Source organism: Mesorhizobium sp. G2-6-1 (assembly GCF_055809095.1).
In genome coordinates this window covers 1,075,293-1,101,005 of record NZ_CM147896.1, presented here as the reverse complement: position 1 = coordinate 1,101,005, position 25,713 = coordinate 1,075,293, and the positions used below count along the sequence as shown (strand labels likewise).

The 25,713-nt window shown below is 56.6% G+C and carries 27 protein-coding genes and 3 pseudogenes; 16 read left to right on the top strand and 14 right to left on the bottom strand.

Features of this window, described 5'->3' with window-relative positions:
• The first annotated feature begins 16 nt into the window (after positions 1-16).
• Together AC0L7S_RS05255 and AC0L7S_RS05250 are read left to right on the top strand one after the other, a co-directional pair.
• On the top strand, positions 17-1,303 hold the full coding sequence (locus tag AC0L7S_RS05255; protein WP_473473392.1) for a lytic murein transglycosylase: 1,287 nt from the start codon (positions 17-19) through the stop codon (positions 1,301-1,303).
• 96 nt (positions 1,304-1,399) lie between these two features.
• Entirely contained in the window at positions 1,400-3,070 is a 1,671-nt protein-coding gene (locus AC0L7S_RS05250; RefSeq protein WP_473473391.1) for a phosphoethanolamine transferase, read from the top strand.
• Positions 3,071-3,089: 19 nt separating this feature from the next.
• Here AC0L7S_RS05250 and AC0L7S_RS05245 read toward each other — a convergent pair whose 3' ends face one another.
• Both AC0L7S_RS05245 and AC0L7S_RS05240 read right to left on the bottom strand, forming a co-directional pair.
• Positions 3,090-4,091 carry an LLM class flavin-dependent oxidoreductase gene (locus AC0L7S_RS05245; protein WP_473473390.1) on the bottom strand — a complete coding sequence of 334 codons (1,002 nt, stop codon included), beginning with the start codon at positions 4,089-4,091 and terminating at the stop codon, positions 3,090-3,092.
• A 150-nt stretch (positions 4,092-4,241) separates the two neighbouring features.
• Complete coding sequence (locus AC0L7S_RS05240) at positions 4,242-5,414, bottom strand: AI-2E family transporter (RefSeq protein WP_473473389.1); 1,173 nt, start codon at positions 5,412-5,414, stop codon at positions 4,242-4,244.
• A gap of 303 nt (positions 5,415-5,717) precedes the next feature.
• On the opposite strand from AC0L7S_RS05240, the gene AC0L7S_RS05235 reads away from it, so the two are divergent.
• Positions 5,718-6,146 carry a DUF6481 family protein gene (locus tag AC0L7S_RS05235; protein WP_473473388.1) on the top strand — a complete coding sequence of 143 codons (429 nt, stop codon included), beginning with the start codon at positions 5,718-5,720 and terminating at the stop codon, positions 6,144-6,146.
• A 199-nt stretch (positions 6,147-6,345) separates the two neighbouring features.
• Here the strand turns inward: AC0L7S_RS05235 and sugE are convergent, their stop codons facing one another.
• The 3 genes from sugE to AC0L7S_RS05220 form a co-directional block, all read right to left on the bottom strand.
• Complete coding sequence (gene sugE, locus AC0L7S_RS05230) at positions 6,346-6,660, bottom strand: quaternary ammonium compound efflux SMR transporter SugE (RefSeq protein WP_473473387.1); 315 nt, start codon at positions 6,658-6,660, stop codon at positions 6,346-6,348.
• A 263-nt stretch (positions 6,661-6,923) separates the two neighbouring features.
• Positions 6,924-7,049, bottom strand: a complete 126-nt coding sequence (locus AC0L7S_RS05225) for a hypothetical protein (RefSeq protein WP_473473386.1) — start codon at positions 7,047-7,049, stop codon at positions 6,924-6,926.
• A 126-nt stretch (positions 7,050-7,175) separates the two neighbouring features.
• Positions 7,176-8,444, bottom strand: coding sequence for a DNA recombination protein RmuC (locus tag AC0L7S_RS05220; RefSeq protein ID WP_473473385.1), 1,269 nt, complete (start codon positions 8,442-8,444; stop codon positions 7,176-7,178).
• 103 nt (positions 8,445-8,547) lie between these two features.
• On the opposite strand from AC0L7S_RS05220, the gene def reads away from it, so the two are divergent.
• The 4 genes and pseudogenes from def (at position 8,548) to truA (ending at position 11,315) form a co-directional block, all read left to right on the top strand.
• Complete coding sequence (def, locus tag AC0L7S_RS05215) at positions 8,548-9,078, top strand: peptide deformylase (protein WP_473473384.1); 531 nt, start codon at positions 8,548-8,550, stop codon at positions 9,076-9,078.
• Positions 9,079-9,087: 9 nt separating this feature from the next.
• A pseudogene (fmt, locus tag AC0L7S_RS05210) lies at positions 9,088-10,037 on the top strand (methionyl-tRNA formyltransferase).
• Positions 10,034-10,543 (top strand): GNAT family N-acetyltransferase, encoded by a 510-nt coding sequence (locus AC0L7S_RS05205; RefSeq protein WP_473473383.1) that lies wholly within the window; start codon positions 10,034-10,036, stop codon positions 10,541-10,543. Before fmt ends, AC0L7S_RS05205 begins: the two are co-directional and overlap by 4 nt.
• Positions 10,544-10,562: 19 nt before the next feature.
• Positions 10,563-11,315 carry a tRNA pseudouridine(38-40) synthase TruA gene (truA, locus tag AC0L7S_RS05200; protein ID WP_473473382.1) on the top strand — a complete coding sequence of 251 codons (753 nt, stop codon included), beginning with the start codon at positions 10,563-10,565 and terminating at the stop codon, positions 11,313-11,315.
• 48 nt (positions 11,316-11,363) lie between these two features.
• Here truA and AC0L7S_RS05195 read toward each other — a convergent pair whose 3' ends face one another.
• The 4 genes from AC0L7S_RS05195 to dapD form a co-directional block, all read right to left on the bottom strand.
• Positions 11,364-11,957 carry a transporter gene (locus AC0L7S_RS05195; protein ID WP_473473381.1) on the bottom strand — a complete coding sequence of 198 codons (594 nt, stop codon included), beginning with the start codon at positions 11,955-11,957 and terminating at the stop codon, positions 11,364-11,366.
• Between the two features lie 3 nt (positions 11,958-11,960).
• Positions 11,961-13,154, bottom strand: a complete 1,194-nt coding sequence (dapE, locus tag AC0L7S_RS05190; RefSeq protein ID WP_473473380.1) for a succinyl-diaminopimelate desuccinylase — start codon at positions 13,152-13,154, stop codon at positions 11,961-11,963.
• Positions 13,155-13,378: 224 nt separating this feature from the next.
• Complete coding sequence (locus AC0L7S_RS05185; protein ID WP_473473379.1) at positions 13,379-13,756, bottom strand: DUF805 domain-containing protein; 378 nt, start codon at positions 13,754-13,756, stop codon at positions 13,379-13,381.
• Positions 13,757-13,779: 23 nt separating this feature from the next.
• Entirely contained in the window at positions 13,780-14,634 is an 855-nt protein-coding gene (gene dapD / locus AC0L7S_RS05180; RefSeq protein ID WP_473473378.1) for a 2,3,4,5-tetrahydropyridine-2,6-dicarboxylate N-succinyltransferase, read from the bottom strand.
• A gap of 142 nt (positions 14,635-14,776) precedes the next feature.
• On the opposite strand from dapD, the gene AC0L7S_RS05175 reads away from it, so the two are divergent.
• Positions 14,777-15,616 (top strand): LOG family protein, encoded by an 840-nt coding sequence (locus tag AC0L7S_RS05175; RefSeq protein WP_473473377.1) that lies wholly within the window; start codon positions 14,777-14,779, stop codon positions 15,614-15,616.
• A gap of 16 nt (positions 15,617-15,632) precedes the next feature.
• On the opposite strand, the gene AC0L7S_RS05170 is transcribed toward AC0L7S_RS05175, so the two are convergent.
• Positions 15,633-16,340: a pyrimidine 5'-nucleotidase gene (locus tag AC0L7S_RS05170; RefSeq protein WP_473473376.1), complete on the bottom strand. Its 708-nt coding sequence runs from the start codon at positions 16,338-16,340 to the stop codon at positions 15,633-15,635.
• Positions 16,341-16,499: 159 nt separating this feature from the next.
• Between AC0L7S_RS05170 and AC0L7S_RS05165 the strand changes: the two genes are divergently transcribed.
• From AC0L7S_RS05165 to AC0L7S_RS05155, 3 genes and pseudogenes are all read left to right on the top strand, one after another.
• Positions 16,500-17,261 (top strand): GGDEF domain-containing protein, encoded by a 762-nt coding sequence (locus tag AC0L7S_RS05165; RefSeq protein ID WP_473473375.1) that lies wholly within the window; start codon positions 16,500-16,502, stop codon positions 17,259-17,261.
• 229 nt (positions 17,262-17,490) lie between these two features.
• Positions 17,491-17,679: a hypothetical protein gene (locus tag AC0L7S_RS05160; RefSeq protein WP_473473374.1), complete on the top strand. Its 189-nt coding sequence runs from the start codon at positions 17,491-17,493 to the stop codon at positions 17,677-17,679.
• Positions 17,676-19,114, top strand: a pseudogene (locus AC0L7S_RS05155) (GMC oxidoreductase). Before AC0L7S_RS05160 ends, AC0L7S_RS05155 begins: the two are co-directional and overlap by 4 nt.
• Positions 19,115-19,124: 10 nt before the next feature.
• Here the strand turns inward: AC0L7S_RS05155 and phhA are convergent.
• The gene (phhA, locus tag AC0L7S_RS05150; protein ID WP_473473373.1) at positions 19,125-19,958 is read right to left on the bottom strand and encodes a phenylalanine 4-monooxygenase; all 834 of its coding nucleotides are present in this window, start codon (positions 19,956-19,958) and stop codon (positions 19,125-19,127) included.
• A gap of 134 nt (positions 19,959-20,092) precedes the next feature.
• Between phhA and AC0L7S_RS05145 the strand changes: the two are divergent.
• Positions 20,093-20,568 (top strand): annotated as a pseudogene (locus tag AC0L7S_RS05145) (Lrp/AsnC family transcriptional regulator).
• Between the two features lie 57 nt (positions 20,569-20,625).
• Here AC0L7S_RS05145 and argB read toward each other — a convergent pair.
• Positions 20,626-21,519 (bottom strand): acetylglutamate kinase, encoded by an 894-nt coding sequence (gene argB, locus AC0L7S_RS05140; protein WP_473473372.1) that lies wholly within the window; start codon positions 21,517-21,519, stop codon positions 20,626-20,628.
• 160 nt (positions 21,520-21,679) lie between these two features.
• On the opposite strand from argB, the gene AC0L7S_RS05135 reads away from it, so the two are divergent.
• The 4 genes from AC0L7S_RS05135 to msrB all read left to right on the top strand — a co-directional run bounded on the left by AC0L7S_RS05135 (position 21,680) and on the right by msrB (position 24,345).
• Positions 21,680-22,219: a sigma-70 family RNA polymerase sigma factor gene (locus AC0L7S_RS05135; RefSeq protein ID WP_473473371.1), complete on the top strand. Its 540-nt coding sequence runs from the start codon at positions 21,680-21,682 to the stop codon at positions 22,217-22,219.
• Entirely contained in the window at positions 22,216-22,944 is a 729-nt protein-coding gene (locus AC0L7S_RS05130; RefSeq protein ID WP_473474186.1) for an anti-sigma factor, read from the top strand. The genes AC0L7S_RS05135 and AC0L7S_RS05130 overlap by 4 nt, the downstream gene beginning before the upstream one ends.
• Positions 22,945-23,075: 131 nt before the next feature.
• Positions 23,076-23,633: a fasciclin domain-containing protein gene (locus AC0L7S_RS05125; RefSeq protein WP_473473370.1), complete on the top strand. Its 558-nt coding sequence runs from the start codon at positions 23,076-23,078 to the stop codon at positions 23,631-23,633.
• A gap of 211 nt (positions 23,634-23,844) precedes the next feature.
• Positions 23,845-24,345 (top strand): peptide-methionine (R)-S-oxide reductase MsrB, encoded by a 501-nt coding sequence (msrB, locus tag AC0L7S_RS05120; RefSeq protein WP_473473369.1) that lies wholly within the window; start codon positions 23,845-23,847, stop codon positions 24,343-24,345.
• A gap of 2 nt (positions 24,346-24,347) precedes the next feature.
• On the opposite strand, the gene yihA is transcribed toward msrB, so the two are convergent.
• Entirely contained in the window at positions 24,348-24,995 is a 648-nt protein-coding gene (gene yihA / locus AC0L7S_RS05115) for a ribosome biogenesis GTP-binding protein YihA/YsxC (protein ID WP_473473368.1), read from the bottom strand.
• 2 nt (positions 24,996-24,997) lie between these two features.
• Positions 24,998-25,636 (bottom strand): CatB-related O-acetyltransferase, encoded by a 639-nt coding sequence (locus tag AC0L7S_RS05110; protein WP_473473367.1) that lies wholly within the window; start codon positions 25,634-25,636, stop codon positions 24,998-25,000.
• Between the last annotated feature and the right edge of the window lie 77 nt (positions 25,637-25,713).

The window sequence follows — 25,713 nt, the reverse complement described above, 5'->3', positions numbered from 1 at the left end:
AAGAGCAGGCGGGCATATGATGAATATGGGCCGGGTTTTGGCAGGAAAATTGCCGGGTTTTCGGCCATTTCGATCGGTTTCGGTCTTTTTTGCCGCCGTTTTTCTCACGATTTTCTGCATTTTTCCGGCATCTGCCGCCAAAATTGACGACCAATTCAGCACATGGCTGCAAAATGACCTGTGGCCGGAGGCGAAAAGCAAGGGCATTTCCAGAAAGACATTTGCCGCTGCATTCAACGGCGTGAAGCTCAATCTCAAGCTTCCCGATCTGGTGCGCCCGGGCCAGAAGCCGAAAACGCCAAAGAAGCAGCATCAGGCGGAATTCGGTTCGCCAGGCAATTATTTCTCTGAAAAAGTGATTGGTGCCGTCACCCGCGGTGGTCGGGCGCGCGCCGCAAAATATGCAAGGACACTCGCCGCAATCGAGCGCCGTACCGGCGTGCCCGGCAGCGTCGTCCTGGCGATATGGGGGCGCGAATCCGGCTTTGGTGCGGCCCGTATCCCTTATGATGCGTTCGAGGTGTTGGGCACCAAGGCGTTCATGGCGACGCGCAAGGATATGTTTCGCCAAGAGGTGCTTGCGGCACTCGAAATCGTCGAGCGTGGACTGGCGCCGCGCGCTGCAATGAGAGCGTCATGGGCGGGTGCACTCGGCCAACCGCAATTCATGCCCACCTCGTTCCTGAAACACGCCGTCAGTTTCAATGGCGATGGACATCCCGATATCTGGAATTCCGCGCCCGACACACTCGCCTCGATTGCCAATTATCTCGCCCACTATGGCTGGGTGAAAGGTCGCGATTGGGGGTTTGAGGTTACGGTTCCGAAAAATGTTCCCTGTTCGCTGGAAGGGCCGGACCGGGGAAAGAAAATCAGCCAGTGGGCGGCAATGGGAATCCAGCGGGTCAGCGCAAAACCCTTTCCGGTCAACGAGGTGAACGCGCAAGGTTTTTTGCTGATGCCGGCAGGCCGCAATGGTCCCGCCTTTGTCGTGACGCCCAATTTCTACGTCCTCAAGGCCTACAATATGAGCGATCTCTATGCCCTGTTCATCGGGCATGCGGCGGATCGTATCGCCTATGGCGATAAATCGTTTTCGGGCCGATGGGGACGCGTCGATAGACTTTACCGCTCCGATGTCGCCTCTTTGCAAAGGGCGCTTGAAACGAAGGGCTATGATGTCGGTGGTGCAGATGGCTTGCCGGGCTTCAAGACGCGCCGTTCGATCGGAAAATGGCAGGCCAGTAATGGCCGGGCCGCGACCTGTTTTCCCGATGCGGAACTGGTACGCAACTTGAAATAGGTCCAAAGGACGCATGAAGAGTACGGTGCAGGCAAATGCCATATCCTCACCACAATTTGCGCGATTTGAGAAAAGATTGAACAGGATCAGGCCCACATGAATTCTTATCGTCCTGCAATCGGCAGCAGTGTTCTTTCGGCCTTCGTTGCCGCCTATGTACTTTTCCTCACCAACGCTACCTTCTGGAGCAAACTGTCGGATCAGTTTGTCGGCCATCCGGTCAGCCTCGCCATACTGGGCGTGGTGTTGTTTCTGCTTTATTTTGTCTTCCTGATTATTTTTTCCGCACCCTATGTCATCAAGCCGGTCTTCATCGCGATCGTATTGATCTCGGCCAGCGTGGCGTATTTCACCGACACGTTCGGCACGATCATGGATCGCGAGATGATCCAGAACATCGCCCAGACCACCGGCCCGGAATCGCGCCATCTCATTACCGCATCATATTTGCTGCATATGCTGATTTACGGGGTCATACCCAGCCTGCTCATCGTCTGGGTGCGGATTGCGCATAAACCCTTCTGGCGCAAGGTCAGGACCAACACGATGCTGGGCTTCGGGCTGGTTACGCTGTGCGTAGTTCTGATCGCCACCAATTTGCGCACTTATGTGCCGTTCTGGCAGCGCCAGCGCGAAGTAACCATGACCTATCTCAACCCTGCCATGGCGCTGGTGGCTTCAGTCGACTACGGGCTACGCCAGATGCGCGACGTCAATATTGTCGCCAAACCCTACGGCGTGGATGCCAAACCCGGTCCGCAACTGGCTGCAGCGCACAAGAAGATGTTGCTGGTTCTGGTCATCGGCGAAACAGCGCGGGCACAGGATTTCAGCCTTGACGGCTATAAGCGCGACACCAATCCCGAACTGGAAGCGCGCAATGTGATCGCCTTCACCAATGTGACGAGTTGCGGCACGGCGACCGCCGTGTCGATGCCGTGCATGTTCTCTCATCTTGGTCACGACAATTATTCCAAGCGCGCAGCACTCAGTTCTGAAAACCTCGTTGACGTTCTCCAGCATGCCGGTTTGACGGTGGAATGGTGGGAAAACAACACTGGCACCAAGAGCATTGCAGACCGGATACCTGTCACTGCGATGACGGCGAAGCCGAACCCTGAACTATGCGAGAACGGTGAATGTCTGGATCAGGTTCTGGTCGACAAGTTACGTGCCCGCCTGGACACACTGAACGGCAACGCGGTGCTGGTTCTGCACACCATGGGCAGTCACGGACCCGCCTATTATCAGCGCTACCCGAAGGAATTCGAGCACTTCAAACCGGCCTGCCGTAAAGCGGATCTGGCAAGTTGTTCGCAACAGGAACTTGTCAACGTCTACGACAACACGATCCTTTATACCGATCACATCTTGGCCTCAATCATCGACGTCCTCAAGGAACGCAGCGGTGATTTCGCGTCGGCGATGTACTACATGTCCGACCATGGCGAGTCGCTCGGCGAGGATGGCGTCTATCTCCACGGCGCGCCGTATTTTCTCGCCCCCGACACCCAGACGCACATTCCTTTCATTACGTGGTTGTCTAATGATTTCGCGTCGACGACCGGGATCGACCTGTCTTGTGCGCGCACAAAGACGGGTGAAAGCGCTTCGCATGACAATATGTTCGACACGGTGCTTGGGATGATGGATGTCGAAACGAAGATTTATAACCCGAAGCTTGATATCTTCGCCAAGTGCCGCGGCAGCGCAGTTTCGCAAGGGAATGCTGCAAAACCCGTTCTGGCAGGGTCCGCCCTGCAATAATGGGTGTTTTGGGGGAGCCTCACGCCGCTGTTGACAGGGATTTCTGGATATCTGCCAGCATCTCGAAGGAGCGCAGCCGTGCGCCATGATCGAACACCTGCGCGGTGATCATCAGCTCATCGGCGCCGGTGCGATCAATGAATGCCTTGACGCCAGAGCGCACTTTTTCGGGCGAGCCGACAACGGCGCAGGAAAGCGCCTGATTGAGAATGGCGCGGGCCGCAGGCTCGAGATTTTCATCAAAACCTTCGAGCGGTCGCGGCAATTTACCGGGGCGTCCGCTTCTCAGATTGACGAAGGCTTGCTGAAGCGACGTAAAAAGAAACGCGGCTTCCTCATCTGTCGGCGCAACGATCACATTAAGCCCAAGCATCACCCGAGGCTTTGCCAGATGTTGCGAAGGCTGGAAGCGTGAGCGGTAGATTTCCAGCGCCTGGTCGAGTTCCGCCGGTGCAAAATGCGAGGCAAATGCATAGGGCAGGCCAAGCATGGCCGCCAGTTGTGCGCCATAGAGGCTGGACCCGAGAATCCAGACCGGAACGGTTTCTCCTTCACCCGGTATCGCGTGAACGCGCTGGCCCTCCTGAGCGGGTTCGAAATAACCCATGAGTTCAACGACATCTCTTGGAAAATCGTCGACGCTGGCGTCCAGATTTCGCCGAAGGGCGCGCGCAGTGAGCATGTCTGTGCCCGGCGCGCGACCAAGGCCAAGGTCGATACGCCCCGGATGCAGTGCTGCCAGAGTTCCGAATTGTTCGGCAATGATCAGCGGCGCATGATTGGGCAGCATGACGCCGCCCGCGCCGACGCGAATGTGGCTGGTGCCAGCAGCAATATGGGCAATGACCACGGAAGTGGCCGCACTGGCGATCCCCGGCATGTTGTGATGCTCGGCCAGCCAATAGCGCTTATAGCCCAGCTTTTCTGCGTGTCGTGCAAGGTCGAGCGAATTGGCGAGCGATTGCGCGGCGCTTCCATCTTCAACTATGGGCGACAGATCGAGCACTGATAATGGGGGCATGAAGAGGTTCCAGATTCTACTTGTGCGGATATAGGAGGCCATAACTGGGGCCGCAAACCCGATGATCTCGAAAATGAGGTTGGAACCACGTTACGATCGAGCAGACGGGCGGAAAACCGGCAACCACTTTCCAGCCCGATGCTTGAGGCTCTAGGTTTCCTGTTCCGCGCTATCGTCTTCAATGGACATGGATTGCTGGGCGGCAAGAAAATTGCCGATATGGCGCATGCCGTCGAAATTGTCGCAAAATACCTTGATGACAACCAGTAAAGGAACGGCAAGGAGAGCGCCGACGAAACCCCAGAGCCATGACCAGAAAGCAATGGCGATAAAGACGGCGACGGCATTGATCTCCAGACGCCGCCCCACGACCATCGGTGTCACGAACTGGCCTTCGATAATGTCGCACAAAAGCACGAATGCCGGAGCCAGAAGAGCATAGGAAATGCTGTCAAAACTGATGGTTGCGATGACCGCGACAAGTGCGACGGTGGCAAACGCACCGACATAGGGAAGGAAGTTGAGCAGAGTGGCAACCGCTCCCCAAACCAGTGGATTGGGCATTCCCAGCGCCCACAGGCCGCAAGCGATGACAACGCCAAGACCCGTATTGATGATGGCGACGGTGAGCAAATAGCGCGAGATTTCCCGCTCGACGTCATAGACCAGACGCAGCGCCCGCTTCTTTTCGCTCATGCTGGTGAAGCATTGAACGATCTTTTCATAAAACATCGTGCCCGATGCCAGAAGGAACAAGGACAGCACGAAAATGATGGTGATGCTGGTTCCTGCCGACAAAAGGTTTCCGGCTGCCTGAGACAGGATTCCGGACTGCGCCAGCGTGACCTTCTGGATTTCCGTGTCACCAGAGGGTTTGCTGAGGGCTTCGAATTGTTCCGTTACATCGACGACCTTGTCGAGTGGGCGGCGAAAATCGTCCAGCCGCTCACCAAGTTGGTAGCCGATCGAGGGTGCGTTGTTGATGAGGTCGATGACCGGGCCGCTCAAAAAATATCCGGCGCTACCGATAACGACACCGGATATCAGCACCAGCAAAGTTGCCGACATGGCTTCTGGAATACCTTGCTTGCGCAGCAGCCGCACGATAGGCGTGAGTGTAAGAGCCAGAAGAAAAGCAAGAATGACAGGCATGAAAAAAGCGCGGGCAAAATACAGCGCCGAGATTGCCATGAGCATGAAAATACCCATCAACAACAGGCGCGTCAGTCGATTGCCGTCGCCAAGCAGGTCGATAGGCCGGTCATCCGGCTCCTGTTTAGCTACCGGTTCCTGTCTGGCCGCGCTGGCATTTTCGGATTTCATACAGCTCCCCCGCCGCCTGTGCCTGAAAAAAGGCATCGGCAACGACTTAAACGCCGGTTTGCGGGTAAAGTTCCGAGCAACTGTTCAATAGGGATGTTCGCGGGTCAGTCAGGTGCAGACCGCAGCGGCTAGCTTTTGTGTTTCATGGCGCAAAATGTGAACGGTGAATGTCAAATTAGGCTCGAATCGGTGTAGTTCAACTGCAACAGCGACGATTTTCATGGCCGACATGCTGTTTTGGCGCTTGAACTCTGTGGTTCGACGCGTATGTAAGCGACGCAAATTGACTTTTAGGGAAACGAATTGGCTATCTACAGGGAAAAAGACATTTTCGAGCGGCGTAATACCGCAAACGAGGCAAAGAAGGCGCTTCTCGAGCGCTTCAAGGCAAGACCGGCAGCGGACGATCCGAAAGTGCTGGCACGTCAGGCAGAACGCAAGGCAATTCTTGAGGCACGCGCAGAGCGTGAAGCCGAGAAGCTGAGGCTGAAGCAGGAGCGCCTGGCGCGCGAAGCGGCCGAGAAGGCTGCGCGCGAAGCAGAAGAAGAAAAGGCGCGACTGGAAGCCGAAGCGGCAGCCGCCGCCGAGGCCAAGCTGCGCGAAGCAGAAGAAAACGAGCGGATTTCTCGCCTTCTCGCCGACGAGGCAGAACGCAAAGCCAAGCGCGATGCGCGCTATGCCGCGCGCAAGGCACGTACCGGCAGAACCCCGCCGGGCTTCGTTTCGCGATAAAGAAATGCTGAAACGGCGGAACTGTGGTTTCGCTAGGTGTTTCGAAAATACAGATGCTTAGAGCGGCTCAGCGATTTTATCAAAAGCTGAACCGTTTACGACGCAGCGCATCTTTTGGGATACGCAAAGAACGCTGCAACTCTTTTAACCGAAAGGCCGCCGCCAGGACGGCCTTTTTCCATTTTGCGCCCGCGTTTCGTCAGGCCGAAAATTTCAATCCGGCTATACCGGCGACGATAAGGGCGATGCAGGCAAGCCGCGTCGCGGTCGCAGGTTCCCCGAGCAACCAGATACCCAAAATTGCCGTGCCGACGGTGCCAATGCCGGTCCAGACGGCGTAAGCGGTGCCTACAGGCAATGTTTTCAAGGCCAGTCCCAGCAAGATGACACTCGCAATCATCGACGCACTGGTCAATATTGTTGGCAGCGGCTTTGAGAAGCCATCAGTGTATTTGAGGCCGATTGCCCAGCCGATCTCAAGCAGGCCGGCAAAAAACAGTAATGTCCACGACATCGAAATCTCCAATGGCAGGACGGGTCGTCCCGTCCGGTTATAGAAAATAGCGAGGTCGTCCTCACTTCACCACTTGAAGCGCGTTGTGCCTGATGAGGTTCATACAGCGCTCTTGAAGCCAATGCTCCACCTCCAACTGCACGGAATGACAGCGACGGAGCCGAAACGACTATCAACAAAACGCACCATTCCCATCTTTTGCCGATCAGGCAAAGGCGGACATGCACAGCTTGTCATCGCATTCCACGCAGTAGCGGTCGCTCTTATTTGTCTTTGAGGCGGGTTGCCTTGACTGGTGGGGCTTGCAGCGTCGGTGCGGCAGCCGGTTTCTTGGCGTCCTTCTTCGGTTTGCGAGCTTCCTTTGCCGCTTTCATTTGACCTTTGGCCATGGCGAACTTCTCCAGTGAGTGACAATGCGAGTGAACCGAGTAATAAGCTTCTTCGCAAGGCCCGTCATCATGCAAAAAATGGTGATTTCGCAATCGGATGACATCAAGCCGGGGACGGCGCGCCGTTCAACTGCCGTCTTCCACGACCCGCAGCCTGAGTTGGCTGGTTTTCGACACGCTATCATCTTTTTGCGAGGCCGCTCCTGACTTGAGATTGGCGGCAGGAGGAGCGTCATTTGCCTGCGCTCCCTGTTCGCCAAATTCGAGCGCCTCGATCTTCTGGCCGCGCTTTGTCACCTTGGTCGATGAAACCAGAATTTCATCGATGTCCTTCGATGCCTGACCGAAGTGGTTTTGCAATTTGCGCACGCGCTCGTCGAGGCGCTTCACATCTTCCATCAGGCGGATCACTTCGCCTTGTATGAGGTGCGCCTGTTCGCGCATGCGCGAATCCTTGAGAATTGCCTGAATGACCTGGATCGACAGCATCAGCAGCGAAGGCGAGACGATGACGATACGGGCGCGGTGTGCTTTCTGGATCAACGCCTCGAAATTTTCGTGGATTTCTGCGAAAACGGATTCTGAAGGAACGAACATGAATGCCGTATCCTGCGTCTCGCCCTGAATGAGATATTTCTCCGAGATGTCGCGGATATGCACTTCAATGTCACGCCGGAATGCCTGCGCTGCGGTCTTTTGCAAATCCGCGCCTTCGGCGGCACGGATCGCGTTCCATGCCTCCAATGGAAATTTGGCGTCGATGACCAGCGAAGGTGAATCATTGGGCATTTTCACAAGGCAATCAGGGCGGTTGCCGTTCGACAAGGTTGCCTGAAATTCATAGGCACCAAGCGGCAGGCCATCGGCAACGATGGCCTCCATGCGCGATTGTCCGAATGCGCCGCGTGTCTGCTTGTTGGATAAGATGGCCTGAAGTTGCACCACTTGTCCGGCCAGCGATTGGATATTGCCTTGCGCGGTGTCGATGACAGCAAGCCGCTCCTGTAATTTTGCAAGGCTCTCATGGGTTGATTTCGTCTGTTCACTCATGGTTTGGCCAAGGCGTCCGGTCATCGCGTCTAGGCGTTGGCCAATCGACTGGGTGAGTTCTGCCTGACGAGAGCCGAACACTTCGGCAATCGCGCCCATGCGGCCTTGCATTTCCGCCTGGCTTTGAAGAATGCCTGCCATTCGCGCTTCCGCGTCACGGGCATGGTCTGCGGTTTCCACCGCTGCCGCAGCGCGCGCCTTGGCGGTCTGCCAAAGAGCAAAGCCAAGCCCCACAAATAGCCCGACGAACAACAAGGCACCAAAGGCCAATATCTGGCCCAATGTAATGGTCGTTGCGCCCAACTGGGCAATTGGCGCGGATAAAAGAGCGGTCAGATCGTTCATCACACCAGCATATCTGATTCGGGTCGCGCCGATAGATCAAAACGTGAACGAAAATGACAGCCCACAGTTGACGCAATCAAGCCGAGGATTTAGGTGAAACGGCATGACGATCAAGCCGCTTATCATTCTCCCCGATCCCGTTTTGCGCCAGGTGTCGAAGCCGGTGGAATGTGTCGATGCGCCTGTGCGCCAACTTGCCGATGACATGCTGGCGACGATGTATGATGCGCCGGGAATTGGCTTGGCTGCAATCCAGATCGGCGAACCGCTTCGCATGTTGGTCATTGATCTTGCCAAGGAAGATGAGACACCGGCCCCCCACGTCTTCATCAATCCCGAAATTCTTGAAAGTGCCGACGCCCGCTCGGTCTATGAGGAGGGCTGCCTGTCCATTCCCGACTATTATGCCGAGGTCGAGCGCCCGGAAGGGGTGCGGGTGAAATATCTCGACCGTGATGGAAAAGAGCAGGAAATCATGGCCGAAGGCTTGATGGCAACCTGCCTGCAACATGAGATCGACCATCTGAATGGCGTGCTTTTCATCGACTATATTTCCAAACTCAAGCGCGACATGGTGGTGAAAAAGTTCAGGAAGCTGGCCAAGGACAAGCCGCCAAGCCGAATGGCGGGATAAGGCCGCGCCATGCCGCTTCGCATCGTCTTCATGGGAACGCCGGATTTTTCAACGGCGACGTTGAATGCGGTTGTGGCTGCCGGACATGAAGTTGTTGCCGTCTATACCCAACCGCCACGCGCGGCAGGCCGTCGCGGGCTGGAACTGACGCCTTCACCCGTACAACGCGCGGCAGAGCGGCTGGGCATCGAAGTGCGCACGCCGACTTCACTGGGCAGCGAGGCGCAATTGGCTGCGTTTCAGGCTTTGAACGCCGATGTCGCCGTGGTTGTCGCCTATGGCCTGCTGTTGCCCAAACCCTTGCTCGATATGCCGCGCTTCGGTTGCCTCAACGGCCACGCGTCTCTTTTGCCGCGCTGGCGTGGCGCCGCGCCCATCCAGCGCGCCATCATGGCAGGTGATAGGCAGACCGGCATGATGGTGATGCGCATGGAAGAGGGGCTCGATACGGGGCCGGTGGCACTTACCGAAATCGTGCCGATTGGCAGCGATATGACGGCAGGCGACCTGCATGATCAACTCATGGAAGTCGGCGCTGGCCTGATGGTGGAGGCGCTTGCCTTGATGCAGGAAAAAACGATTTCCTTCCAGCCGCAGTCCGCAATTGGTGCGATTTACGCAAAAAAGATTGGAAAAGCCGAAACGCGTGTCGATTGGCGCTTGCAGGCTGGTGAGGTCCATAACCATATTCGCGGCCTCTCGCCTTTTCCCGGTGCATGGTGCGAAACGGAAATCGGCGGCCGGACCGAAAGGCTGAAACTACTGCGCTCAACCCTCGCTGATGACAGCCATGTCGAGGGCGGTGGTGACGCAGGTGTTATAATTGATGACCAACTGACGATCGCTTGCGCAGCGGGTGCGGTTCGGCTGGTCGAAGTTCAACGAGCGGGCGGAAAGCCGGTTTCTGCGTCGGATTTTTACGCGGCACCAAGCTCGAAAAAGGAATGAAACTGTCATGAGCATGATGTCGATACGCACTGCAACGCCGCGCGACCGCGAAGCAATACGCCTCGTTGAAGAACACGCTTTCATGCAGGAATCGGAGGCCGGACTGGTCGACGCATTGATCGGCGCCGGTGACGCCATTGTTGAACTGGTGGCAGAAGAAGATGGTCAGGTGGTCGGCCACATCCTGTTTTCACGCCTTATAGTGCAAAATGCCGGCAAGGCATTTCCTGCCGTTGCATTGGCACCGCTTGCAGTGGAGCCATCCTTTCACGGAACCGGTATCGGTGGCGCGTTGATCCGCGAAGCCCATCTGCGTCTGAAAAGCGCTGGTGAAACCCTGACCGTGGTGCTGGGTGATCCTGCCTATTATGGCCGGTTCGGTTACAGCCACGAGCGCGCAGCACAATTTGAAAGCGATTATCAAGGCGATGCCTTGCAAGCGCTTGCCTGGGCAGATGCACCCGAGTGCGGCAAGCTGGTCTATGCCTCGGCCTTCACGTCGGCGCTGGCCGCCTGAAGAATACACAGCAATTGCCATGCCGCGCTATCGCCTCGATATAGAATATGACGGCAGGCCCTATGCCGGCTGGCAGCGGCAGGCAGACCAACCTTCGGTGCAGCAGGCGATTGAAGAGGCTATCGCGAAGTTTTGCGGTGAGCGGATATCGTTGCGCGCGGCCGGGCGAACGGACGCAGGCGTTCACGCAACCGCACAGGTAGCACATGCCGATCTGACAAAGAACTGGCCGCAAGACAAGGTACGCGATGCCCTCAACGCGCATCTTCAAATGGCAGGCGAACGCGTTGTCATTTTGAAGGCGAGCAGGGTGTCGGAGGAATTCGATGCGCGCTTTTCGGCAACGGGACGCCACTATCTCTATCGCATCATGAACAGGCGCGCGCCTTCTGCCATCGACAAGGGCAAGGTCTGGTGGGTGCCCAAAAGGCTGGACGCGGCTGCCATGCACGAAGCTGCGAAAATGCTGCTGGGAAGGCATGATTTCACGACCTTCCGCTCGACACAGTGTCAGGCCAACAGCCCGCTGAGGACGCTGGAGAGGCTCGATGTTGCCAGAAATGGCGATGACATTGAAATCCGCGCGGCGGCGCGCTCCTTCCTGCACAATCAGGTGCGTTCAATGGTCGGCTCGTTGAAACGGGTTGGTGAGGGCGCGTGGACGGCAAGCAACCTGAAAGCAGCACTTGATGCCCATGACCGTGCGGCCTGTGGGCAGGTGGCACCGCCCGACGGTCTTTTTCTGGTCGGCGTGGACTATCCCCCCATCTGAGGGGAGATGTTTGGCGCCACACCCAAATCCCAATTGTCGCGACAGTGGTTATTTTATAACGACGATACCAAGCAGTGCCTGCAGGCTAAAAAGAACGATAACCGATATGATGAACATGCCTGCAAAGACAGCGGAGCCCATCGCCGGACCCTTGCCGATGACCGCATTGGTCATGCGCCAGGTCAGGAACATCGACAACAGGAAGAAGAACAGGGTGACGACATTGGCAAGCTCGTTTGTTGAAGGCAGGAACAGCCCGACAAGTGCTGCGGGCAATACCAGCCAGGCGATGATGGCCGAAGCCCAGTTGCTTGCCACGACATAATGAACGAAACGGTCGCCTATGCCAACATGAGGGGCAGCAAGCGCCAGCGCCAGCAGTGGTAATACCCAGCCGCCAATATCGACCACCGCCAGACGGACCAGCATGCCCAAGCGTCCAGCGAAAGCGTCGGGATCGCCGATCTCGTTTGCCACACTGACCCAGCCGACGATTAGCGCCGGGGCCGCGACAAACAGCGCGAAGAACGAATTCCAGAAGCCGTCAGCCGAAAGATCAAGCCGGCGCAAACCCTCGGGCTTGCCCATCATCAGCTGCCATGCCCCGCTCAGATATGTTTGAGTTTCGTCCGCCGAAAGCATGATCTAATCTCGTGCAAACCAGTCACCGATGAAACGTTGGTATATTTGCGTCAACAACTCAAGATCGGAGATTGCGACGCGCTCATCCACCATGTGCATCGTCTGGCCGACGAGGCCGAATTCGACCACAGGGCAATAATCCTTGATGAAGCGGGCATCGGACGTGCCCCCCGATGTCGACAGGCCAGGTTTCTTGCCAGTCACCTTCTTGACGGACGTGCCAAGCGTCTCGATAAGCCGCTCATCGCGTGTCAGGAAGACATGGCTTGGCCGATCCTTCCATGCGAGGTCGAACTCGATGCTTTCCTTGCGCCCCTGCCGATATTTCTTTTTGCGAGCTGCCGTATCGAGGCGGTTGTGAACCTCGGCCTGGATCGTTTCAGCAGTCCAAGTGTCGTTGAAGCGAATGTTGAAGGCAGCACTTGCCTTTGCCGCAATGACATTGCTTGCCGGATTGCCGACATCAATGGACGTGATTTCCAGATTGGTGGGCTGAAAATCTTTCGTGCCTTTGTCGAACACCGGGTGGAGCAGGCAATCCGCCAGCGTCAGCAAACCGCGCACCGGATTGTCTGCGAGATGCGGATAAGCAACATGGCCCTGACGGCCATTGACGGTGATAATGCCTGAAAGGGAACCGCGTCGGCCTGTTTTTATCATATCGCCGAGTGCGTCGGGATTGGTCGGCTCGCCAACGATGGCGGCGTCCCATTTTTCGCCTTTGGCCGCCGCCCATTCGAGCAATTTGACGCTTCCGTTGATCGCCGGACCCTCTTCGTCACCGGTAATCAGGAGCGAAACCGAACCTTTCGGGTCGCCATGTTCCTGGATATGGCGCGCAATCGCAGCAATGAAACAGGCAATGCCGCCTTTCATGTCAACCGCGCCGCGGCCATACATGACGCCGTCCACGATATTGGCTGCGAATGGCGGATGGGTCCATGCGGCTTCGTCACCGACCGGCACCACATCGGTATGGCCGGCAAACATCAGATGGGGACCATTGCCGGAACGCCGCGCATAAAGGTTTTCGATGTCGGGCGTGCCGTCATCGCTGAATACGGGCCGTTCCACGCTAAAACCGAGTGGCTTCAATAGCGTTTCAAGAACGGTCAGCGCACCGCCTTCATCTGGCGTGACGGAAGCGCAGCGGATAAGGGCCGCGAGATTGTCGGAAGGGTTGGTCGCCAAGGTCATGGGAAAACCGATAGTCGAAACATTGGAGCATTTCCAGTAAAAGTGTGAAACGGTTTTGCGTCCGGAAATGCGGCTAAAACAAAGAGATAGAGCGGTTCTGCCGATTCATCAAAAACCAGAAACGCTCTAGATGCTGTCACGCGGGCAGATCAAGGACAGGACAATGCCCGAGCTCATCGCCTTGTCGAAGCACTGTCAGTTGCGCCATGAAAACGGAAGCTGGATCAACCGCCCTGGGGGGCGTTGGTGCGCTCACCATAGCGATTGGGTCCATTTTGCCCCGGAAAAAGACAAAGCACGAGGAAGGCGACGATTGAAACGACAGGCACGAACAGGATGACTGCGGCCATGCCAGGCTTGCCAAGATCGTGCAGGCGTTTGACGGCCAGAGTAACATTCGACCATAGCGAGGCGAGCAAGGCGATAAGGAACAACATCGACCACATGGCGCTTTCTGGCGTTCCCTCCACGACCAGTGTGAAGCGGTAGAAAGGAAACGCCTGCACGATGGCCACAAACAATCCGCCGAGGAAATAGGCCGACCGGCTGACGCGGCCTGAAATCCCGAAGAAAAGCCAGATAAGCTGCGATCCGCTTGGCAAAGGTCGTGTCCGTTCAGGCAAGATCAATCACGCAACAATTCATTGATCGAGGTTTTCGAGCGCGTCCTGGCATCGACCCGTTTGACGATCACGGCACAATAAAGGCTTGGTCCCGGTTCGCCATTTGGCAACGGCTTGCCCGGCAGCGATCCGGCAACGACCACGGAATTCGACGGCACCTCGCCGTAGAAAATTTCACCGCTCGCCCGGTCCACGATCTTGGTCGACTGGCCGATGAAGACCCCCATGCCGAGAACCGAACCTTCGCGCACGATGCAACCCTCAACCACTTCGGAGCGTGCGCCGATGAAGCAATTATCCTCGATGATGGTTGGACCGGCCTGCATCGGTTCCAGGACACCGCCAATGCCAACGCCTCCCGACAGATGGACGTTCTTGCCAATTTGCGCGCAAGAACCGACCGAAGCCCATGTATCGACCATCGTACCGGTGTCGACATAGGCACCGATATTGACAAAAGACGGCATTAGCACCGCACCGGGTGCCACGAAAGCCGCGCGGCGCACAATTGCCGAAGGGACGGCGCGAAAGCCCGCCTTCTCGAAATCGACGGCGCTCCAGCCATCGAATTTCGATGGCACCTTGTCCCACCAGCAGGCGTCGCCGGGGGCACCCTTGATAAGGGTCATGGGGTTGAGGCGGAAGGAAAGCAGCACCGCCTTTTTCAGCCATTGATTGACGTGCCAGGTCCCGTCGGTCTGGCGTTCGGCGACCCGTGCGCTGCCGCTGTCCAGAAGGCCGAGTGCTGTCACCACGGCGTCGCGGACATCACCGCGCGTTGCCGTCGAAATGCCATCGCGTTCTTCGAAAGCCCTGTCGATTGTCTTTTCAAGGTTGGCCAGATCGGGCTTCGTCATCTATTGCTCCATTACACATGCTGTTAAGAGGCTGCCGTTAACGTGTTTGAAAGCCGCGCGGACCCTATGTGAAGGCTTCGCAAGGGTCAATCGAGCTTGCGTCATGGGATGGTGCAGACGCGCATTTTGGAGAATTGTCTATATGAACTCGGAGGAAAAGGCAGGCTGGACGCCGCTCCCGCATTCAGATGAGGATCTGGAGCGGGTAAAAAGTGTGCCCGATACACCGCAAACGCGTGCCGCCACTTATCGTCTGGCGTGGAACGACGAAGAATTCATGACGAGGCGCGAGTTGCGGGCTGTCAGGCTGCAACTCGAACTCCTCAAGCCGGAGATGATGCTGGCCGAGCGCGGCATTCGCTCCACGGTGATCCTTTTCGGCGGCGCGCGGCTGCCCGAACCGGGCGGCGATGCCTGGGCTGCCAAGAACGAGACGCAAAAGAAGAACCTTGAGGAAAACAGCAAATACTACGAGGAAGCGCGGAAATTTGCCCGGCTATGCTCGCAGCATTCCGCATCCTCCTATTATCGCGAGTTCGTCGTCGTAACGGGCGGCGGTCCCGGCGTGATGGAAGCGGGAAATCGTGGTGCCGACGATGTCGGAGCCCCGTCAATCGGCCTCAATATCGTCTTGCCGCATGAACAGGCGCCCAATGTCTATGTGACGCCGGAACTGTGCTTCAATTTCCACTATTTCGCCATCCGCAAGATGCATTTCGTCATGCGCGCCAAAGTGGTGGCCGTGTTCCCCGGCGGTTTCGGTACGATGGATGAATTTTTCGAGACGCTGACCCTCATCCAGACAGGCCGCATGGAACGTGTTCCGGTGATTCTGTTTGGCAAGTCGTTCTGGGAACGCGCCATCGACCTCGATTTTCTTGCCGAGCAAGGCACGATCTCGCCCGGAGATCAGGATATTATCGATTTTGTCGATACGGCCGACGAGGCATGGAGCATCGTTTCCCGGTTTTACCGCCTCTGACGGACAGTGTTCCCAGTTACGTGCTACCCTCGACAATGGTGTTCAGGAAGCTGGAAAGGTTGTCCGTAACAAAATCGACATCGTCGACATTGTCCGGATCGCTTTCCCAGATTTCGGAAAATGTCGGCTCGAAATTGCGCGGCACAACCAGCACGGTCGTCATCCCCAGCGCCTTTGGCACCGCAAGATTACGCGCCAGATCCTCAAACATCACGCTATTGTGACCGGTGATGGAATGCAGCGCGGTAAATTTCTCATAGGTCTGGCGCGCAGGCTTTGGCGTCAGGCCCGCGGCAACGATATCGAAGATCGCGTCGAAGTGATCGAGAATGCCTAGTTGGCGCGCTGCGCGCTCTGCGTGCTTGCGGTCACCATTGGTGAAGATGAACTTGCGGCCGGGCAATTGGCGGATAGCTGCCCCAAGAACAGGGTCAGGCACCAGCCATGAATAATCGATGTCGTGAACCTTCTCCAGAAAATCGTCCGGGTTGATTTTGTGGCGCTCCATCAGGCCATTCAGCGTCGTTCCATATTGCAGATAGAGTTCTTTTTGCAGCTTGCGCGCCTCATCGCGCGGCAGTGTCAGGAGTTCCGACACATAGGCTGTCATCTTCACGTCTATCTGTGAAAACAGATTCGAGTGGTGCGGGTAGAGCGTATTGTCCAGATCGAATACCCAATCAGTGACATGGGCGAAGCGGGTTGGTTCGGGAATCTCTGTCATGTTGTCCTTATGGCATGAAATCGCTCTTCGCGGGTGGGGATTTATCCACAACTTTTGCGGGATAAAAATCGTAAATCTGCAAGACAGTTCAAATTTTAAATGAGCACGAAACGTGACCTTTAAGGATCGCTGGCAAGAGGGGTGTGACTGGAGCATTAAATGAATCGCATACTACTGAGATCCTTGTTTGTGGCTGTTGTTTGCGCAGCAGCCTCACTCATTGTGGCTCTCACACTCGTTCCCGCACTCGGCGGTCGCATTGATGGAAATGTCCTGATTGCGTGTGCGATCTGTCCACTTCTGATCGCATGGCCGACATGCGCCTATACGTTCAGCCAGAACGCCCGCTTGAAACGCGCGCACCGCGAGCTTGCCCGTACACATGCCCAGCTTGCTGCCGCACATCGGCGCCTGTCGGAAAAGGCGCGCCATGACGACATGACGGGCATGCTCAACCGCGAGAGCTTCTTTTTGGTGCTCGACCGTTCGCAACGCAAAGCAGATCGTGGTGCATTGCTTATTATTGATGCCGATCACTTCAAGGCCGTGAACGACAGATATGGACACCTTGTCGGCGACGATGCGCTGCTTCAAATATCGTCGGCACTGAGGCAGGGCGTGCGCGAAGGCGATATTCTCGGTCGCATCGGTGGCGAAGAGTTCGGTGCGTTTCTGGTCGGAGCGAACGAACAGGAGGCCAGACGCATTGCCGAACGCATTCGCCGCAAGGTCGAATCCATCCAGTTCCTTTCCGATCATGACGAAGTCATTCCACTGACCGTCAGCATTGGCGGCACGATTTGCGGGGAAGGGGCGACGGTATCCGAAATGATGCGCAGTGCAGACGGGCGTCTTTACGCAGCCAAGCACGGCGGTCGCAATCTGGTGATCGTCGACCACGACTTGCCCGAAGCCGCCTGAGGCGATTTCACGAAGCCATCTCTCATGCGAGGTTTTGGCCAATTGGGCGCACCGCTTCCCGGTGACTGCAATTTATGAACGCGACCAGAAAATTCAAGCGTGTTTCCAGAACAAGAGGCGTTTACCAGTTTCCAGAATTTTGATGGCTGTTGTTCTCACAGATGTTGTATAGGACGCAGCCGCCGATCAGCATCGCAATTGCTTGAGGCAAAGGAAATCGATTGGTCAGATGAATTCCCTGTCTCGCCGCACGGTAAAAATTTCACGCCGATCCCTGCTCGGGTGTTTCATGGCATGGCCCGTCTTTTCATTGGTGCTGCCGCGGTTGAAGCCTGCAACGGATGTGCCTGCAACGGGTGTGTCTGATGAGATCGTCGAGATCAATGGCTGGATCCTGAAGAAGGGTGATCTCGCGTGATCTTCGATAGCTACGAGGCGTTCAAGACAACAGGTTTTGCTCCACGGGTTGTTATCCTCGGCTCGGGTCCTGCGGGAATCACGATAGCTCGCAAGCTTGGTGCGGCGGGCATTCCAGTCGTGATACTTGAAGCCGGATCGGACGAATTCAGCGACGAGTCGCAGGATTTTTACCGCGGCGAAACTGTGGGCGATCCCTATTTCGACCTCGATGCCGCCCGGCTGCGCTATATGGGAGGCAGTTCCAATCACTGGGCTGGCTGGTGCCGGCTCCTGGATGAAGCCGACTTCCTTCCCAAGTCTTGGGTGCCAGACACAGGATGGCCAATCAGCCGCACCGATCTCGAACCATATGTGAGCGAAGTTCGCGAAATTCTTGAATTGCCGGAATTTCGCCCGGACGTGGCGGTCTCGCAGGACATACGCTGGGTTCAACTGATCAAGAGCCCAGCCGTTCGTTTTGGCGAAAAATATCGCGACGAATTGGACAAGAGCGGCAATATTGCCCTGGTGTTGAACACTTATGCCACCGAACTTGGCGGCGACGGTACGAGGATCACCGGCGCAAGGCTTTGGTCAAATGGCAAGGATGCCGGTAATTTCCACGCCGACTATGTGGTTGTTTGCACAGGCGGGCTGGAAAATTCGCGCCTGCTTTTATGGTCGAACGAACGCTCCAATGGTGGCGTTGTCCCGGCACCTGCCGCATTGGGCAAATACTGGATGGAACATCCGACATTTGAAGGTGGCAACGCAATTCTTGCCAATTACGACGAGTTCGAGGTCGATGGCGTCAACGAAGCATTCTTCTCGCCGTCACCCGCGGCGATGCAGCGCCTCGAGATCATGAATTTCGGCATCAGGTTGATAGAAACGCCCTATCACGGCGTTAAAAGGCTCCTAGCCGACCTCGCCTGCGTGGCACCCGATCTGGCCGAATGGACATCGCGCAAACTGAATCAGAATCTCCGCTGTGCGGCCCAGCTTTATGTTGCCTGGGAACAGGCACCCCTTGCCTCGAACCACATCGCGCTCTCAAACAGCGAGATCGACCATGCGGGCGTGCCCCGTATCGAACTGCACTGGAAAAATCCGGTCTCGAACGGCGCACATTGTTGGAAGGCTTGCGATTATTCGGTGCAACCCTGGCCGAAAAAGACCTTGGTCGCATCCGCATCGCCGATTGGATCCTCAAGGGAGAAGACTATCCGGCCAATGAGGAACTGGCCGGTAATCATCACATGGGCGGCACCCGCATGGGCACCGACGTGACGAAGAGTGTGGTGGATGGCGACTGCAAGGTGCATGGCATGGCCAACCTTTATATCGGCGGCTCTTCCGTATTTTGCACATCGGGTGAGGCCAATCCGACCACGACGATTACCGCACTTGCCTGCCGTCTCGGCGATCACCTCGCCAAGATTGCCGCAGTCTGACCGCAGAAGATCAAAGGTCGGATGGGTCGAGCGCCGGTTCATCTTTCCAGCGCGTGACGATTGCTTTCAGGTCGCTGTGGCGAAACGTATCGCGCAGCACGTCGAAAGACGGCAGGATAAAATAGGCGCGCTGAAATTTGTCGATCTCGTAAGTTGTGCGCATCACTGTTTCGAGGTCAAAGGGCACGCGATGCGCCTTGTCGTCGGTGACTGCAAACGCCAGTTCGGTAAATGATGACATAAGACCGGCTCCAAATGCTTTCAGCGCCTTTCCAGGCGTTTGCATCAGGCCATATTCGGCTGTGTACCAGTAGAGCCTGGTGATCATTTCATCGCCGCCTGCAGCGATGGCGTCGGCTGCCTTGTCGCCATACATCTGCATGAAATCGGCAAAGACCGGTTGCGTCAGGACAGGCACGTGCCCGAAGAAATCGTGAAACATGTCGGGCTCGACGATATAGTCGAGTTCATCTTCGCTCCTCAGCCAGTTCGTAACCGGAAAGCGGCGATTGGCGAGGTGCTCGAAGAAAGGCGTTGCAGGAATGAGGCCCGGAACGGCGACGATTTCCCAACCCGTAAGCTTGCACAGGCGATCACTCACTTCATTGAAATCCGGGATGCGATCAAGCAGTCCAAGCGCCTCGACACCATCGAGATAGGAATGATGAGCAAGCTTTTCGGTCAACTTGGTCTGACGATTGCAAAGGACGCTCCAGACTTTTTGTTCCGCGGCACTGTAGGCGTATTCCTGCGGCACAGTGAAATCCGGGCGGCATGCCAGATAGTCGCCGCGAAGGCCCTGCGCAGCGCACTCGCGGGCGTAATCACCAACGCTGATTGTCATGTCTCGATCCTCGCCAAACACACCGATTGAACGGCAAGGATAGCGTTGAGCGGCGGGGAGTTTCCGCTTTCATCATCGCGCATTCTCGGAAAATGAGGTAATATCCACTCGAAGAAATGCTGAATGGAGAGAATATGCCTCGATTTGACGAATTCGAGATAAAGATGCTCGATATTTTGCAACGTGATGGGCGCAAGCCGGTGTCGGAACTGGCGCAGGAAATAGGGCTTTCAACGACACCATGCGCGCGCCGCTTCGAAGCGCTTCAGGATGCGGGCATCATCAAGGGGTTTGCCGCACGTATAAGCCGTCGCGCTGTCGGATTGATGGTGGAGGTGTTTATTCAGGTGCGCCTGACCAGCCACAGTGACGGCTCGCCCGAAGCCTTCATTGCTGCCGTGGAACGCATGGACGAAATTTCTTCATGCTGGACGATGACGGGGACCATGACTTCCTGCTGCATGTCATGGTTCCAACAGTTGACGAACTCAACGCCTTCGTCATGCACCGTCTGATGCGCCTGGAAGGTGTGCGCGACGTGCATACGCAACTGGTGTTGCAAAACATCAAGGGGCCGGGGCATGTGCCGCTCGCACATCTGAGGCGCTAGAGCAATTCCAGGAAAAGTGTGGTGCGGTTTTCCGTCCGGGCTTGCCGCCACAGTGCTTCAAGGCACGATCAGCGTGCCCGCGCCATGTTCGGTAAACAGTTCGAGCAGGACGGAGTGTGGCGTTTTGCCATTGAGGATGACGACGCCCTCAACGCCGCGCCCGATGGCCTCGATGCAGGTCTCGACCTTTGGAATCATGCCGCCGGAAATCGTGCCATCCTTGATCAATGCCCTGGCCTGGGCAACGGTCAGTTCGTCGATCAGCTTCTTGTTCTTGTCCAGCACACCGGGAACATCGGTCAGGAAAAGCAGACGCGTTGCCGCCAGAGCGCCGGCAATGGCACCGGCAAATGTATCGGCATTGATGTTGTAGGTGTGGCCATCGCGCCCCGGTGCCACGGGTGCCAGTACCGGGATCATCTCGGAGCGTGCCAGAAGATCCAGCAATGTGCGATCAACCTCCACCGGCTCGCCAACGAAGCCAAGGTCGATGACGCGCTCGATATTCGAGTCCGGGTCAACCATCGTTTTGCGGGCTTTTTCGGCAAACACCAAATTGCCATCCTTGCCGCACAGTCCGATTGCCCATTCGCCTTCCGCATTGATAAGCGCAACGATTTCCTTGTTAATCGAGCCGGCAAGGACCATTTCAACGATCTCGACGGTCTTGGCATCGGTCACACGAAGGCCGCCTTCGAATTTGGATTCGATGCCCATCTTGTTGAGCATGGCACCGATTTGCGGGCCGCCGCCATGCACGACAATGGGGTTGACGCCTGCCTGCTTCAAAAGGGCGATGTCACGGGCAAATGCCTTGCCAAGCTCAATGTCGCCCATGGCATGACCGCCATATTTGACGACGACCGTCTTGTTCTCGTAACGCTGCATATAGGGCAGGGCTCTGGAAAGAAGGTCTGCCTGCATTTCGGCGGTGGCGGCGATGTCCGTCATCGGCGTGGTTCCCGGCTTACTGGAGTGGACGGCGGCGTCTTAGCGGGAAACGACAGCCGGAGCAAATGGCTTGTCCTCGAAAAGGGTGGCGCGGTGTTGATCTATGCGGCCCGCGTTTTCTGCCGTTGCAAATGCAAGACAACTCTCTAGTTTGATGGCAATGACGGCACAAGACATCACAAAGCTCATTGTTCGCACCTCCATGAGGGACCGAGCTGCGTTCGATTTGCTTTACCGGCAAACGAGCGCGAAACTTTTCGGGGTTTGCCTGCGTGTCTTGAATGATCGTGGTGAAGCCGAGGATGCGTTGCAGGAAGTCTACGTCAAGATATGGGCGAAGGCGGATCGCTTTGCGGTTTCGGATTTGAGCCCGATTTCGTGGCTGGTTGCGGTCGCCCGCAACCATTCGATCGACCGCATCAGGGCGCGGCGCAAGCCGAATGCCGACATCGACACAGTGCTCGACGTAGCCGATCCAGGGCCAACCCCGGAGGCTGCGGCAGTGGCAGGTGGTGAGGCGGGCCGTATCCATCATTGCCTCGAGGAACTTGACAATGACCGGGCGTCGGCCGTTCGGGGCGCCTATCTGAATGGTGAAACCTATGCCGAATTGGCTGAGCGCTACAAAGTGCCGCTGAATACGATGAGAACCTGGTTGCGGCGCAGCCTGTTGAAGTTACGGGAATGTCTGGAAAGATGACACTACCTGAGGAAAACGGACCGGAACGAGAAAGCGACGACACGCTCGCCGCTGAATACGTTCTAGGTGTGCTGAGCGCCGAACAGCGGCAGGAAGCGGCACTTCGGATAGATCGCGAGCCAGCCTTCGCACGCCTTGTCGACGCGTGGGAAGTCCACATGTCGCCATTGGCCGAAGCATATGGGGAGGTTGAGGCACCGGCGTCCGTGAAGGCTGCACTCGACCGCAGGCTGTCTGTCGTGGCCGGCACAGATACAGCGCAGAAACCTTCCGCATCCGGCTTCTGGTCAAGTCTCGGTTTCTGGCGCGGATTGGCTGCCGCTGCGGTGGCGGGCCTGGTTATTGCCATCACTGTGCCCTATCTCCAGACGCCGATTGAGACCGAGCAGCCAAGATATGTTGCCTCGCTCGCAGCCGACAGCAGCGATGTGAAATATCTGGTTGTCTATGATGCTGCCCACCACGATTTCGGCTTGTCGCATGTCTCTGGTGAGCGTGCCCAAGGCAAGGATTTCGAATTGTGGATGATCGAGGGCGACAACCCGCCAATCTCGGTTGGCGTCATTCCTGTCGGCTCGTCAACGAAATTGCCGATTTCGCCGGAGCTTCAGCAAAAGCTCGCGCAAGGTGCGGTTCTTGCCGTCAGCGTTGAGCCCACCGGCGGTTCACCGACCGGACAGCCGACAGGCCCGGTCGTCGCTGCGGGCGATCTGAAAAGCGTATAAATTCAGGCAGGCGGTTTCTTTTTTAAAATAGGACAAATTTTTTTGTCCGCCGCGAAACTCTTGTCTTTAAGCCCCGTATCTCCTTGTGGCCCCGACAGAACGGGGAACCCAAACCCAAGGAGTTTTACAAAATGCGCAAGTTCGCTACAGCCCTTTTCGCCGGCGCCGTTGCCATTTCAGCCCTCTCCACCGTCGCTTATGCAGAAAACCCGATGGTTGGTGGCGCTGCCATGTATGCCGACAAGAACATCGTCGAGAATGCCGTCAATTCGAAAGATCACACCACCCTGGTCGCAGCCGTCAAGGCAGCCGGTCTGGTTGAAACCTTGCAAGGCGATGGCCCTTTCACGGTCTTTGCCCCAACCAATGAAGCGTTTGCTGCCTTGCCGGACGGCACTGTCGATACGCTCCTGAAGCCAGAGAACAAGGACAAGCTCGTCAAGATTTTGACCTGTCACGTCGTTGCCGCCAAGGCGATGGCCGCCGATGTCATGAAAATGGTCAAGGACGACGGCGGTATGCACGCGGTCAAGACGGTTGGCGGTTGTGAACTTACGCTTAAGGACGATGGCGGCAAGGTTACCGTCACCGACGAGAACGGCAACGTTGCCAATGTGACGATCGCCGATGTCGAGCAGTCCAACGGCGTCATTCACGTCATCGACAAGGTTCTCTTGCCGAAGATGTAACAAAACCGGCCTTGCCGACGAAGCAATGGCAATATTCCTGCCGAGTGAATGGAGTGCACAAACACCCCCTCTTGAATTCGGCATGAATGCCCGCGCTCCCGCCCGCCAAGGCGGGAGCGCGGGATTTGCATCATAGACCGCAAGCATCTCACCCGCTTGTGATTTCCGTGTGATGTGTAGAACTGGCAAAAGAGGGCAGGAGGCGCAGATCATGAAACGTCGCAGTATTTTATTGAACGGAGCCGCTGCTATAGCCAGCGCAGTTGCTTTAGGCGCACTTTGGCGCACAACGCGCCCTGAACAGGCATTGGCTGAAAATTTCGAGATCACCAAAACCGACGCCGAATGGAAATCCATCCTGGACGAAAAGCAATATGCCGTCCTGCGCCATGAGGCCACCGAGCGCGCCGGCACCAGCCCGCTGCTCGCGGAACATCGCAAAGGCACTTTTTCTTGCGCTGGATGCGACCTTCCCGTCTATTCGTCGGAGACGAAGTTTGAATCGGGAACAGGTTGGCCGAGTTTCTGGCAGGCACTGCCCAATGGCGTCGCCACCCGTGAGGATTCGACATTTGGAATGGTTCGCACCGAGGTTCATTGCAGCCGTTGCGGTGGTCATCTCGGGCACGTTTTCGATGATGGCCCGCAACCGACCGGCAAGCGCCATTGCATCAATGGTGTGGCCCTGACGTTTAAGGCAGATGTAGCTTGATATCAGCCGCCATTCGCTGCCAGCGCAATGGCGGCCCGCAAATCGTCGAGGCCTTCGAATTTTTCCGATGACGTTGCAAGAACGAAGGGAAAGGCCGCTGGCCGCTTCTTGATTTTTTGCAGCGTCTCTTCGATCAGGCGCGCAATGCCGGCTGCCTTGATCTTGTCGGTCTTGGTCAGGACGATCTGGTAGGATACCGCTGCCTTGTCGAGCAGCGAAAGAACCTCATCGTCTCTTGCCTTGATGCCATGGCGGGCGTCGATCAGCACATAGACGCGTTTCAGCGTGACGCGGCCTTTCAGATAATCGAACACCAGCTTCGTCCACTCGTCGACCTTTTCCTTCGGTGCCGAGGCATAGCCATATCCGGGCATGTCGACCAACGCCATCGGCGGCAAGTCACCATTCTCACCCGAAAAACCGTCCGGTACGAAATAGTTCAATTCCTGTGTGCGCCCCGGCGTATTCGACGTGCGCGCCAATCCTTTCTGGTTGACGAGAGCGTTGATCAGCGATGACTTGCCGACATTCGACCTACCCGCAAAAGCGATTTCCGGCGGCCCCTCGGGCGGAAGGAATTTCATGGCAGGCACTCCACGAATGAACACCCAGGGCCGGGTGAACAGGATTGGCTCGACTGGGTTGGCCATTTTCAAACCGCTGCTTCTAGAAGGGAAAGGTCGGCACCGCGAATGGCGTCGAGGTTTCGACTGATCTTGTCAATCGGCCAATTCCACCAGGCAAACTGGAGCAATCGTGCGATGCTGCCTTGGTTGAAGCGCATCTTTACAATTTTCGCGCCATTTCCCGCAACGATCGCATAGGCCGGGACATCATGTGTGACCACAGACTTGGCCGCGACGATGGCACCGTGCCCGATGGATACGCCGGGCATGATTATCGCCTCCATGCCGATCCATACGTCATTGCCGATGATCGTGTCGCCGCGATTCTCTTTTTCCCACGTCGCAACGTCGAAGCCGTCCTCCCAGCCTCCACCGAAAATATTGAAGGGATAAGTCGAAAAGCCCGACATCGCATGGTTGGCCCCGTTCATGATGAAGCGCGCACCTTCGGCAATGGCGCAGAATTTGCCAATGACCAGTTTATCGCCAATGAACGGGTAGTGATGCAGGACGCATTTTTCGACGAATTTGTCAGGCCCGTCCGGGTCATCATAATAGGTATAGTCGCCAATTTCGATGTTTGGCGCGCTAATCAACGCCTTCAGAAAACCGACGCGCGGATGGAGCGCGATAGGGTGTTTGATGTTGGGATTGGGGCCGGTCATGGTGGAGTCCACTCAATTCTATTCAGGACTAGCGACGATCAGGGCGCTTTGTCATGCGCCCGATGCTCTAAAGGTGC